We start from the raw sequence: 12,772 nt of genomic DNA, 5'->3' as shown, positions 1-12,772 counted from the left end.
CCCGGTGAGTTGGAGAGAAAAGCGGACGTCAGGAACCGGTCCAGGGTTTCCAGAGATCCTCATTGGCCTCCAGCCACTCGGCGGCGGCGTCTTCAGGTTCCATCTCGTCAATGTCGACCAGCTTGGCCATCTCGGCGATCTGCGGATTGGTGAAACTTATCTGGGTCAGCGTTTCGTAGGCCGCTGGCCATTTGTCCTTCATGCCGTCCCAGGCGGCCTTCTTGAGATAGCCGTTTGCCGGGTTGCCGCAATCGTAAGTGGCATCCGGGTTTGGCCCGACCGCTGGGTCCTTGTCGCAGCCGTTTTCCCAGGCTGGGAACTCGACAAACTCGCCCGGCCAGACAGCTTCGGCGAAGTTCGGGGTCCAGTTGAAGATAACAACCGGTTTCTTGGTTTTCTCAGCCGCTGCCACTTCGGCCCACAGGGCGGATGCAGAGCCTGCGTTTACCACGGTGAAGTTCATGTCCAGCGCTTCCACGCGCTCGGCATCATGTTTGAGCCAGTCAACAGGTCCGCCCAAGAAGCGGCCCTTGTCACCGGTTTCCGGAGTAGCGAAGACCGCTGCGCAGTCGTTCAGAGCCTCCCAGCTCGGCAATCCCGGGCAGGCTTCCTTGGTCCAGGCCGGATACCACCAGTCCTCGCGGGTGACCGCGTTGTGGTCACCTGCGTCGTGCAGGCCGCCCTTGGCCAGTGCTTCGTTGAATGATTTGCCGAATGCACCTTCCCAAACTTCCAATTCCAGTGTCACGTCACCCAGGCGCACAGATTCATAGACTGCCTGGCTATCGGTCGAGACGTATTCGACATTGTTGCCCATCGACTCGAAGATCTGGCCGACAACGTGACTCATCACAATCTGGCTGGACCAGTTGTGAATTGGAATGATGATGGGATCGGAGGAGTCTTCGGCCATCGCCATCGGAGCTGCCATCGCCAAGGCCGCAGCACTGGCCATAAGGTGGTTCCGGAATTTCATGTGTGTCTCCCTGTTGTCGCAGCCCCGGTCCTGATGGCCTGAGCGTTGTTGCTGAGTGAAAGCCCTGCTTTCGGAGACGGAGGCTAGGCCGCAGATGTGAACAGGTCAGCCTGAAGGGATGAACGGGCTGGCTATTTATGTTAAAATTTGTTAACTGGCGGGAATATTGATGGGGTGAGACCTGTATGGCGCATATTTTGATCATTGAGGACGAACCGGTTACCCGGAGCACCCTCGCCAATTACCTGGATGCGCAAGGCTATACGGTTTCCCAAGCCGAAACCGCCGAGGAGGCCGAACGGATATTGCAGGCAAGGGACGTTGACTTGCTACTGGTCGACATCAACTTGCCCGGCAAAGACGGGTTGCAGATCACTCGGGAGCAGCGGGCGAAATCTGAGATTGGAATTATCCTGGTGACGGGCCGGGATGACGAGGTCGACAGAATTGTTGGACTGGAACTTGGTGCGGATGACTATGTCTGCAAGCCATTCAACCGGCGTGAGCTTTTGGCCCGATTGAAGAACCTGCTGCGCCGTACGAAAGAGGCACGGCGCCTGGCACGGCGGGTTTACAATTTTGGAAATTTCCGGTTCGACGTAGCAGCCCGGCATCTGCAAACCGTTGAAGGCGATAGCATTCCGCTGACCCGGGCGGAGTTTGAAGTGCTGGATATGCTGATCAGCCGGGCGGGCGAGGTCGCGTCTCGCGATGCGTTGATGAGCAGGGTTACCCACCGGCAGTATGGTGCAAACCCTCGCACCGTCGATGTGCTGATCCGGCGTCTGCGCGGCAAGCTGGAGGAAGAGCCTGCCAATCCCCGGGTCATCACCACCGTGCATGGTGAAGGCTATGTTTTCACTGCACCCTTGGGCTGATTTCTGTAGTCGCGTAATACGCTGTCTAGCGACTCCAGAATTTTGGGAGTTAGAGCGCTCAGTTCCCTCATGTGCTTTGCAGCCACTGACTGGTGCCCGTTGGCAGCCGCTTCTTCCAGTTCAGCAAACAGGCCAGCCAAGTCTTGTTGGCCAAAGCTGGCTGCGGCGCCCCTGGCACGGTGGGCTTCTTTTGCAAGCTGGGCAAGATCCTGCGCGGTATGGGCCGCGTCCATTCTCTCAAGGCCCCGGGGCAGTTCCTCCTGGAAGAGTGCGGCGATTTCCAAGGCCTTCTCGGCTCCAAGATCCTGTGTGTTTTCCTGCATCTGCCTATGTAAACTGGTATGCCTGTCCCTCTCAGGTGAATGCTGGCGGGCTGACAGGTAGACCGCGCCTTCGCGGCCTTGGATGACGCTCTCCAGTGCTTTTGCAAGTCGTTCCGGAGAGACTGGCTTAGCCACAAACCCATTCATTCCGGCTCGAAGGTGAGTTTCGATCTGCTCCTCCTGCACATGTGCTGAAATACCGATGACAGGAAGATTGGACAGCCGAGGGTCCGGCATCGCACGCAGGCGGCGGGTAGCTTCAGTTCCGCTGATGCCTGGAAGGTTCACGTCCATTAGAACAAGGTCAAAACGGGATGCAGGCAGCAAGGCCAGCGCGTCTTCTGCGGCAGTCACACATTGGCAGTTGTGGCCCATACGCTCAAGGTAGCCCTGCGCGACCATCTGGTTGATTTCATTGTCCTCCACCACCAGTATCGAAAGCGCAATCCCGGCATGGTTGATTTGAACCGGCGGCTCCTCGGGTTCCAAGGCCGCAGGATCGCCTGGCGCCAGCTCTACTGCCAAGGTGAACACTGAGCCGACATTTTTTGTGCTTTCCATAGACAAACGTGCGCCGATGGCTTGGGCGAAATGCTTGCTGATCGCCAGCCCCAGCCCTGTGCCGCCGAACTTGCGGGCGGTGTCTGTGTCCTCTTGCTCAAATGCTTCGAAGATGCGCGCCTTGGCCTCTTTTGAGATACCTTTGCCGGTATCGCTGACCTCGAATGTGACCCGGTGCATCCCGGCTGTCCTGCCAGTGGTGCGGGCCCGCAGAATGACTTCTCCCTCATCAGTGAACTTGAGTGCGTTGGAGAGCAGATTGAACAGGATTTGCCGCAGCTTGGCAGCATCACCTTTCACCACATCAGGCAGTTCCTCCGGTGCATCGAGCCAGAGGTGCACTCCCTTGTCGTCCGCCCCCGGGCGCAGAAGGACGACGATGTCATCCACTAGGCTGCGAAGGGAAAATGTGACATCATCCCGTTTCAGCGCGCCGCTTTCGATCTTGGAGTAGTCCAGGATGTCGTTCAGAATTTTAAGCAGGTTCTGGCCCGAGACAAGCGCCGCCCGCAGGCGTTCCATTTGCCGGGGCGGCAGACCGTCGTCAGAGAGGCTGCGCAGCATACCCAGCACACCGTTCATTGGAGTGCGGATTTCGTGGCTCATCATTGCCAGGAATTCAGATTTGGCCTGATCGGCAGCTTCTGCCTTCTGCCGGGCCTTATCATGGGCTTCGACTTCTTCCCGCAGACGCTCGGTTTGATCATCCACCAGCGACTGGAGATTGTTGCGATGCTCCCGCAACTCTTGCTCGTTACGGTCGCGGACCTTTTCCAGTTCCATCTTGTCGAGCGCTTGCTGGCGGAACACCTCCACTGCCGCCTCCATACGGGCAATTTCATCCTGCCCGCGGGGGCGGACCGGGTGGTCCAGTTGGCCGCGCATAAGCGCGGCCATGGTGCCCGCAAGATTGTTGAGGCGGTGGGTGATGCTGCCTCGAACATAGAACCACAAGACAGCCAGCGACAGAAGGAAGCCGGTGATGGCGGCAAAACCATTGCGCAGCTGTGCCCGCTGAATGTCGGCGGCGGCGGCATTGCCCGAACTGATCGCCCGCGCTTGCGCCTGATCAGCGACGGCCGATGCCTCATCACCCAGCTGCAGCGCGGTGTTCTGCAGTTCCTGCTTCAGAGCGGTGATGCGGGTTTCGGTCGTCAGTATCCGGGCACGCAGGACGAATAGGCCTGCGTTGCTTTCTGGCAAGGTCTGCAACTGCGCTGCATACTTTTCTGCCTGCTGCCGTCGGCCGGGATCGCGAATTGCCTGGATCCGTCTGGATACGATCTCCAGGCGGCTGGTCAACGCGTTTTCAATTTTCTCCAATTCCTCCACAGTTTCGGCTTCCTCGATCCGGTTTATCAACAGTCCGATTTCTGCAGTTTGGGATCTGAGTTCGAACATCAGGCCAAGCTGAAACAGGTCCACCTCAATCAGCTTGTCCAGCAAATCGGTGCGGGCCTGCTCCTCCACTGGAGAGCTGCCCGGCCCGTAGAGGCTCGAAATGACGGCTGTTGTGCCCATTTCGGCATTTGCAACCAGCGTGTCGGCCATGCTCAGCAGGTTATTCGCGGCGGTCAGGTTGCGGGTGGTCAACTGCTTGAGCCCGCTGTGCAGCGCGATGCGGGTTTCCACCAGTTCATCAAGCAGCGCCAGTACCCTTGCAGCATCTGTAACGGTTTCCCGCAGCGGGCTGGATCCGGCAATACCGCCACGTTCCAGGGCGTCCAGCCGCCGGGTGAGCGCCCCGATCTGAGCGGACAGAAACTGCGCCCGGTTTGCCCGCTCCGCCTGAGTTGCGACACCTGCCAGTTCCGGGGCAATGGCTATGATCCGGGTGCTTTCCTCAGCCATGCCGCGGACCTCGGCGATGGCGGGAATGGTCTGGCTGATCACTTCTGCCTGTCGCCGTGCAAGCACACGCAATTCGATCAGCCCAAGAATCCCGGCAAGGGTTGGCAGTCCCGCAATCACGATGAATGCGAGGCTCAGTTTTCCGCCAAGGCCGAGCTTTCCTAACATTCAGGAACTTTCGCCTGCATTTGCCGATTTCGCAAATTTGAATTTCCCTTTTCGGTTCCGCTGCCTATCCTCCAACCTTGGAGAAGGGGACCTCATGCGCGCAGTGTGGCTATTGCTTTTCACGTGTTTCAGCACAATGGCGACTGCGGACAGCTGGCGGCTGCAGGTGCCGCGGACCGCTTTTGACTACGGCAGCGGGCTGGAGGCCGTGGACTATACGCCGCTCGAACGGGCGGAGCAGGAATGGCGCCTGTGTATTGCCTATCCGCACTTGAAAGATGCCTATTGGCTTAGTGTTAACTACGGCATGGTGGCGGAAGCCGCCCGGCTGGGGGTGTCTTTCAAGCTGGTCGAAGCAGGAGGTTATCCCAATCTCAGGCGGCAAATACAGCAGACTGAGGCCTGTGTCGCAGATGGTGCTGATGCGCTGATCCTTGGTACTGTATCTTTCGCAGGCCTTACCAGCACGGTTGAGCGGATTTCGGCTTCTGTTCCGGTGATTGCTGCTGTCAATGACATTGCCGATGCCGGGATCACGGCCAAGGTAGGGGTGTCGTGGACGGAAATGGGGGCCGAAGCAGGCAGGCTCATTGCCGCGCGCCATCCAAAGGGGGCACCAGAAGTCAAGGTTGCCTGGTTTCCAGGGCCGGTGAAGGCGGGTTGGGTGACCTTTGTCGAGGAGGGTTTCCGCGCCGCACTTGCTGGCAGTTCAGCCAAGATCGCGGTTACAAAATATGGTGATACCGGGCGCGAAATTCAGGTGCGGCTAGTTGAGGAAGCATTAGATGCGGTTCCGGACCTAGACTACATTGCAGGCTCCGCGCCTGCTGCAGAAGCCGCAGTGTCAGTGTTGCGTGCCCGTGGTATGCAGGGGCAGGTTCAAGTTGTGTCGGACTACATGACTCATGCGGTCTACCGCGGGGTCCTTCGCGACCGCATCATTGCTGCGCCGACGGATTTTCCCGTGCTTCAAGGGCGGCTGGCAGTCGAAATGGCAGTGCGCGCAATCGAAGGCCGATTGAATATCAAACACGCCGGGCCTGCCATCAGGATCTTCGACCGCAGCACAGAGTCAGGAGACTTGCTGGACCAGACCCTGGCTCCCGCTAGTTTCGTGCCTGTTTTCGATTTTAAGCCGCATCAGTAGGGCAAGGGTGTCAGGGCTACGCACATCCGGCTGTCCTGTTGTTGACCGCTAGCCTGCGGCCGGCCATCCTTCGGCTGTGGCCGCCAGCTGCCGTTTCGGACAGCACAGATTTATTGCGGCTGTCATGACAGCGAGACCTGCCAGATGCTCGAGGCGCAGCAGAAAGGCTATTTGCACGACACCCACCGGCTGTGTGATCCTGCGCAGACGCTCGCAAGAGTGCGTCCGCATCTGACTGATATGGGGATTACCCGGATTGCCAATCTGACCGGGCTGGACAGAGTGGGCCTGCCCACGGTTATGGTTACGCGGCCGAACTCCCGGTCAGTTGCAGTGTCGCTGGGCAAGGGGCTGACGCTGGAGGCGGCGAAGGCCTCCGGTGTGATGGAGGCTATTGAGGCCTGGCACGCGGAGCGGATTAACCTGCCGCTGCGTTCAGCCAGCTTTCATGAATTGCAAAAAGAGGCCATGGTTGCGGATGTGGCGCGGCTGCCGCGCGTGACCGGTGCCAGCTTTGACCCGCAACGGCGGATGTTGTGGATTGAAGGCACCGACCTGGCAACTGGCACCCGGTTTTGGCTTCCCTATGAAATGGTGGATACTGACTATACCGGTCCTCCAAGCGGCGGGCAGGGGGCGTTCCCGCGCACCACAAACGGGCTGGCGTCGGGCAATAGCCTTGCGGAAGCTTCCTGCCATGCGATTTGCGAGCTGATTGAACGCGATGCGATAACTCTGTGGCACCATGCGGCACCAGGCCCGCGTATTGATCCGGACACGATAAATGACGCACGCTGTCAAGAAGCGATCGGCCGGTTTGCCGCGGCGGGACTGGACGCCGGTATTTGGAACATCACTTCTGACATTGGAGTTCCGGCTTTTCATTGCATGATCAGCGAGGCTGGCAGTCGGGCCGGCCATATCGGCATCGGTAGCGGCTGTCACCCAGACAGGGCTATTGCTGCGTTAAGGGCGCTTACAGAGGCGGCGCAGACCCGGCTGACTTATATTTCCGGCGCACGTGATGACCTGAACCCTGAGGAGTTTACGCCAGCGGCTTCCGCTGAGCGAGCATCATATGTTCGCCTTTTGCTCTCCCAGTCCAAGGCCGTGGTCCGGTTTCAAGACTGCCCGACGTTTTCCTCCTCTTCCTTCGAAAAGGATCAGTCATGGTTGCTCGTCAGGCTGGCAGCAGCTGGAATGAAGCAAGTGCTGACAGTGGATCTGTCGCGTCCGGGGTTGGGAGTATCCGTGGTGCGTGCAGTGATCCCTGGGCTGGAAGCGCCGCACGACGATCCTGACTTCATCGCTGGTACGCGGGCGCTACAAGCAGCGGAGGCAAGCCAGTGACTGCAGTGGTGTTCGCCGGACCGACTATCGGTGCGGAGGAGGCGCAAGCTCTGCTGCCAGGCTCCATCGTGCTTCCCCCTGCCGGTCAGGGGGATATTTACAGAGCAGCTCGCCAGGGTGCCGAAGCAATTGGGCTGATCGACGGTTATTTCGAAGGGGTTCCCTCGGTCTGGCACAAGGAGATCCTGTGGGCGATGGAGCAGGGCATAACCATGTTCGGAAGTGCCAGCATGGGTGCCTTGCGGGCGGCAGAGCTTTCGGCCTTTGGTATGATTGGAGTTGGCAGAATCTATGCGGCTTATGCCTCAGGCGCGATCGCCGACGATGACGAGGTTGCGGTCCTGCACAGCCCTGCCGAGCTAGGTTTTGCACCGCTGAGTGAGCCAATGGTCTCGATCCGTGCGACGGTGGACCGCGCGGTCAGCGGCATGGTTTTGGATGCGGCACAGGCGGCAACGGTCCTTGAGACAGCTAAGACGCGTTTCTACCAGCAGCGGACTTGGAAACAGATTTTGGCAGATCTTCCGGTGTCGCCCTGGCGGGACCGGTTTTCTTCTTGGCTGGAGACTGGCGCGATTGATGCCAAGCGCAATGACGCGCAGGAGATGCTGGCGCAGATGGCGGTGTTTTCTGGCGCTGGGGCGCCGGGAAATAGCCAATTGAGTGAACAAATGGAGGAGACTCTCGCCTGGCAAGGGCTGGTGCGCCGCGCGGAGGCGCAGGAACAAACATTGCAGGATGCAGAGCGGTGGGTACTGGACGAACTGCGGCTGAAACCCGAGCGCTTTGCCGAGTTCAGGAACCGGGCTGCGCTACGCTGCTTGGCACTGCAAAAGGTGCGCAGGGCAGGAGTGCCGCCTGAGCGCAAGGCTTTGTTGGCGCAGCTGAACAGTCACCGGCAGGAGCACAGCCTATTGCGCAGCAAGGATCTGCAGGCGTGGCTGGTAGCTAATGGGCTAACGGCTATGCAATATGAGGCAAAACTTGGGGAAACGGCTCAAATCGCCAAGGCTGTCAGTGCTTTGCAGAAAGAGCTGGAGCCCTGCTTGCTGGCGGAACTGCAGTTGGCAGGCGCTTTCGCCGGATTAAAAGCGCGGGCCGAGGCCAAGGAAAAGCAGATAGCGGAGCAGGCGCAGCCAGACAGTCAGAAGCAGCAGAGCGAGCGGTTGCAGATGACGGCCTGGTATTTCGAATACGTCCTCCAGCGAGACATCCCGGAGGATCTTGAGGCGCACGCGTTGTCGGTCGGGCTTGGCACCGAGGAATTCTTTGAGCTGATCCGGCGTGAATTCATGTATCATCAGGGTGTCAACACAAGGCCTGCGCCGGACAGCAGGGACGAGGCAGGACAAGCCGGGTGATACCTCCGCAGGATTGGAGGATGTATGGACGATCCTTTTGTGACGGCAGAAGAAGCGCCGGGAACGCGGTTTCTGCTGTTTCCGCAATCACCGTTCCGAACGGACGAGCCGGTGCTGGAGCTGGTCGAGATTTCAGCCCCGCCGGGCACCATTGGTCCGGGGCCTTCGGGGCCGCGGATGTATACAGTTAACGCGCAGGGCAAGACGATCCCCTATGGAGCGATCGTGCAGGGGCCTGAAGGGCCAGGCATGTATCTGCCGCCCTGGCACGGTGAGCTGCATGCACCGCCTGAACCGGATGAGGACGGGCACTTCTTTCATATTGAGCCTTCCGACCCGAGGTTCGAAGCAGCACATCTTTTTGCCGCGGCGCATTTCACCTTGGATGTGTGGGAGGCCTATTTCGGCCATAAAATCCCCTGGCACTTCGCCCGCGATTACGACCGGCTGGAATTGTCGCTGCTGCCAAGCCTGGATAACGCGCACATCGGTTGGGGTTTTCTGGAAACAGGGGGTACCAGCGAACACGGCGATGAGTACCGCGCCTACAGCCTGAATTTTGACGTGGTTGCCCATGAGATCGGACATGCCATCATTTACAGCGTCGCCGGGATGCCGGTTTCCGAGGATGTTCCGGGTGAATACTATGGATTTCACGAATCCGCGGCAGACATGGTTGCATTGATTGCATCGCTGCATTTCGGATCGGTGGTTGAGGAGTTGCTGGAAAGCACCCGGGGCAACCTATACACTTTCAACCAGCTAAACCGTTTCGCAGAGCTTGCCGGAAACGCGCAAATCCGGATGGCCGCAAACACACGGTTGCTGGATGATTTTGTTTGCGGCTGGAACAGCGAGCACGCGCTGTCCGAACCCTTGACCGGGGCAATGTTCGATATCCTAGTGGATATCTTCCATGAGCGGTTGCTGGTTCATGAACTCATTACACCGGAAATGGAGGATTTGTCCGACCAACTGGAAGACAGTCCCTATTACGGCGAGGTTATGCAGGCCCTATTTGATGACCGTTATGCTGCTGATCCGGAAGGGTTCCGTCTGGCGCTGCTGGAAGCTCGGGATATTCTAGGCTCCTATCTGGCGGCGGCGTGGAGCATGCTGGATGCGGAGACTCTGACCTATGCCGCGGTAGAGCAGGCATTGCTGCTGGTCGACGGAAATTCGACGGGCGGTGCTTTTCATTCGATCATCGAGGGCAACTTCCGCATGCGCGGAATCGGCCTGGTCGAGGCCGGTCCGCGCCTGGGCGAAGCGGGCGACGACAGCCACGCACATTCCGTGCGGACACGGGTTCCGGATGGATTGTAGCCGTTACTTCTGTAATTTTTTTCCTGTTTGTGATACTTTCATCCTGAGGGAGAGTTTTGCGGAAGCGGGGCAGGCGAGGTTTGCAGCCGGCACCTTGCGGAAGGATCTTCTGGTGTTGTTGTCATAGCCACGGGAGTATGTACGGTGGCCGAGTCTTTGCTGAGTTTCTCTGAAGTGCTGTTATTTGGACGCCTCCTGAAAGATCTGCAGATCGTCAGATCGGACGTCAAAAAGACGGTGCGCGTGGCGACTGTCGAGAAGGTGAACCTGAACAACATCGACACAGAACTGGACGGCGTGGAAATTGCCGAGAACGATTTGGTTCTGGTACGGCGAAACAACGCAAACGAGAATGGTGTCTACAAAGTTACCTCAGGTGCTGGCAACACTCTGAAGCTGGTCTCGGAGATGAAGGTCTCTGCCGAGGAGCGGGTTGCAGTTCTGGAGGGAACTGAGTTCGGCGATACCGTCTGGATCCAAACCAAAGACATTCCAAAGCAAATTTACAAGCAGGCCGGGCTTCGCGGCCGTGGCCGGAACAATCTGCTGGATGCCCAGCTCAGCCTGCACGCAAAGTTTGCACGGATATATGGGTTTGCTTACGAAGGCACCTATTTTGAACTGCCTGAGCCGACGCTGTTTCTGGTGCATGGAGAGGGCAGAAGCGCGACAGATAACTTGCCAGCCAATCAAGGCGCCCGTGCGCCTTTGGATCCGTCAGTGACAGGTGTTGCGTCAGCCGAGTACCAGTTCGCAAACGACATCATGGTCTGGGAGTATGACAAGGCAGATTACTCGATCCGCATGGATGTGATGACCGGTATGCTGGAGCAGGTGCTTCTGGATGTCTACTTTGGAGGCGGCCCAGACATTAGTGGAGCGAAGGTGAGCGGTGCCAAGGTCAGTGGCGCAAAAGTAAGCGGTGCTAAAGTAAGTGGTGCCAAAGTCAGCGGTGCCAAGGTCAGTGGTGCAAAAGCGCGTGGCTCAGGTGATTGAACCGGCACGCGCGGGCCACGCGAACTGCGGAACCTGCTGGTTCGAGGACCCGAGTTAAAAACCTGCCTTCTTCAGGCCCTCCACGAAATGCAGGGTGTCTTCCTCCAGGCGGTCAGGTTGAACCTTCGTCCAGCGGTCCAGCGAAAAATTCGGATGGGCCTCGCGGTGACGGGCAGCCATGTCACGCGCCATTTCCATCTTGCCGAGTTGGGCATAGCTGGCAGCCAGCATCCGCTGGCCCTCTGTCGGGTTATTCATCTTAGTCAGCGTGTCAATCACTGCATCGTATTCCTTGAGATTGTAGTAAGCCCCGCCCAAGTGCCACAGGTACTGATCCGGGAAGTAAGGATTGAGCCGCATGGCCTGTTTCAGGTTGCTGATCGCGGTTTCATTGTCACCGGAATGTGCCAGCGCGTCAGCGTAATCCGACAGCAGATCGGCATCATTCGGGTTGAGTGAGAGGGCGCGCCTGTAAGCGCCAAGAGCGGCATCATGCTCCTTACGGTAAAGGTGAACAAAGCCCAATTCGCCAAAGCCGCGGGCGTCGGTCGGGTCCAGTTCCACAGCTCTTTGCGCAAAGGCCAGGGCTGTGTCCAGCGCGTGGTCCGCATCCTTGGCCCAGGAATACCGCCAATCGATATTCATCGTGCGGGAAATGGCTGCCGATGCCCTGGCATAGTCCTGGTCCCGGGCCAGAGCCCTTTCATACAGCGTTTGCGCTTCGTGATTGTCTTGCCGTGTGTAACGGAAGATATACTGCTGGCCACGCAGCACATAGCCGTAGGCGGCAAGGTCAGCAGGGGCGGCTTGCGACATACGCTTGCGCTCGTGCGCTTCGATCAAAACCGCGGTGGCTGCAACGATGGCGTCTGTGACCTCATCCTGAATTGCAAAGATATCATCAATATCCCGGTCATAGCGTTCACCCCAGATGGTCCTGCCGGAATCTGCATCAATCAGTTCTATTGCTATGCGGATCCGGGACGCTGCCCGCCGGACACTGCCCCGTGCCACATAGCGCACCCCCAGTTCGCGCGCCGCGTCCTGAGGCGGCATTGAGCGCGCCTTGAAGAAGAATGCGGAATTGCGGGCAATGACAAAGAGGTTTTTGAACTTGGACAGGTTCAGGATGATGTCCTCTGTCAGCCCATCGGCAAACCAGCTGTCGGTTTCCTCGCCGCCCAAGCTAGTAAAGGGCAGCACCGCAACCGATGGAATGCCCGGCAGTTGCGGATGCGCAGGCGGGCGGTCCGGGCGTAAAGTCGCGGCCATCGCGGCGCCCTCGATTTCGCTGCGAACACAATAGGAAGGAACTGGGTCTGCAATGTTCTTGAGCTGTTGGGGGCCCAGGAATTCAAAGCCAAAGCGCAACCGGTTTCGGATCTGCTCGTACACAGCTGCACTGATATACACCCGGCCCGGTTCGGCGATTTCCTGCAGGCGGGCAGCAATGTTGACGTTGTCGCCGTGAATGCCGCGGTCGTCGACAAGGATTTCACCCAAATGCACCCCCGCCCGAAATCGCAGCTGCTGATCTCCCGGACGCGAGCTGTTGTTCTGCTCGGCAATACGGTGCAGCTCGACCCCGAACTTCACCGCATCCGTGGCCGTTTCAAACAAGGCAAGTACACCGTCGCCCCGAACAGCAACAACCTGCCCGTCATGTGCCTGACAGGCGGCTTCAAGTTGCTCCAAGAGGGATTTGAGGGCGCTGTAAGTATCGATTTCATCGTTGCCCATAAGCCGGGCATAACCGACTACATCGGCAAACAGTACCGCCCCAAGTTGACGCCGGACCGTAGAAGTCTTGTCTTTGCCGCTCACAAGCTGACCTC

The 12,772-nt window shown here is 58.6% G+C and carries 9 protein-coding genes; 6 read left to right on the top strand and 3 right to left on the bottom strand.

The window, feature by feature from the left end:
* Nucleotides 1-28: 28 nt before the first annotated feature.
* Nucleotides 29-976: an ABC transporter substrate-binding protein gene (locus RA24_RS12545; protein WP_019295386.1), complete on the bottom strand. Its 948-nt coding sequence runs from the start codon at nucleotides 974-976 to the stop codon at nucleotides 29-31.
* 185 nt (nucleotides 977-1,161) lie between these two features.
* On the opposite strand from RA24_RS12545, the gene RA24_RS12540 reads away from it, so the two are divergent.
* Complete coding sequence (locus RA24_RS12540; protein ID WP_019295385.1) at nucleotides 1,162-1,854, top strand: response regulator; 693 nt, start codon at nucleotides 1,162-1,164, stop codon at nucleotides 1,852-1,854.
* Here the strand turns inward: RA24_RS12540 and torS are convergent.
* Nucleotides 1,827-4,757, bottom strand: a complete 2,931-nt coding sequence (gene torS / locus RA24_RS12535; RefSeq protein WP_039191917.1) for a TMAO reductase system sensor histidine kinase/response regulator TorS — start codon at nucleotides 4,755-4,757, stop codon at nucleotides 1,827-1,829. The genes RA24_RS12540 and torS overlap by 28 nt on opposite strands.
* Before the next feature lie 94 nt (nucleotides 4,758-4,851).
* Between torS and torT the strand changes: the two genes are divergently transcribed.
* The 5 genes from torT (at nucleotide 4,852) to RA24_RS12510 (ending at nucleotide 10,937) form a co-directional block, all read left to right on the top strand.
* On the top strand, nucleotides 4,852-5,904 hold the full coding sequence (gene torT / locus RA24_RS12530; protein ID WP_052257717.1) for a TMAO reductase system periplasmic protein TorT: 1,053 nt from the start codon (nucleotides 4,852-4,854) through the stop codon (nucleotides 5,902-5,904).
* 144 nt (nucleotides 5,905-6,048) lie between these two features.
* Complete coding sequence (locus RA24_RS12525) at nucleotides 6,049-7,254, top strand: YcaO-like family protein (RefSeq protein WP_039191914.1); 1,206 nt, start codon at nucleotides 6,049-6,051, stop codon at nucleotides 7,252-7,254.
* Nucleotides 7,251-8,615: a TfuA-like protein gene (locus RA24_RS12520; RefSeq protein ID WP_039151924.1), complete on the top strand. Its 1,365-nt coding sequence runs from the start codon at nucleotides 7,251-7,253 to the stop codon at nucleotides 8,613-8,615. Before RA24_RS12525 ends, RA24_RS12520 begins: the two co-directional genes overlap by 4 nt.
* Nucleotides 8,616-8,639: 24 nt before the next feature.
* Complete coding sequence (locus tag RA24_RS12515; RefSeq protein WP_052257718.1) at nucleotides 8,640-9,941, top strand: hypothetical protein; 1,302 nt, start codon at nucleotides 8,640-8,642, stop codon at nucleotides 9,939-9,941.
* Between the two features lie 144 nt (nucleotides 9,942-10,085).
* On the top strand, nucleotides 10,086-10,937 hold the full coding sequence (locus tag RA24_RS12510; protein WP_019295379.1) for a hypothetical protein: 852 nt from the start codon (nucleotides 10,086-10,088) through the stop codon (nucleotides 10,935-10,937).
* Nucleotides 10,938-10,991: 54 nt separating this feature from the next.
* Here the strand turns inward: RA24_RS12510 and RA24_RS12505 are convergent, their stop codons facing one another.
* Nucleotides 10,992-12,761 carry an adenylate/guanylate cyclase domain-containing protein gene (locus RA24_RS12505; protein ID WP_039191911.1) on the bottom strand — a complete coding sequence of 590 codons (1,770 nt, stop codon included), beginning with the start codon at nucleotides 12,759-12,761 and terminating at the stop codon, nucleotides 10,992-10,994.
* Nucleotides 12,762-12,772 lie beyond the last annotated feature (11 nt).

It is taken from the genome of Leisingera sp. ANG-M6, from assembly GCF_000813905.1.
Lineage (GTDB): Bacteria > Pseudomonadota > Alphaproteobacteria > Rhodobacterales > Rhodobacteraceae > Leisingera.
This window is presented reverse-complemented; position numbering and strand designations above follow the sequence as displayed.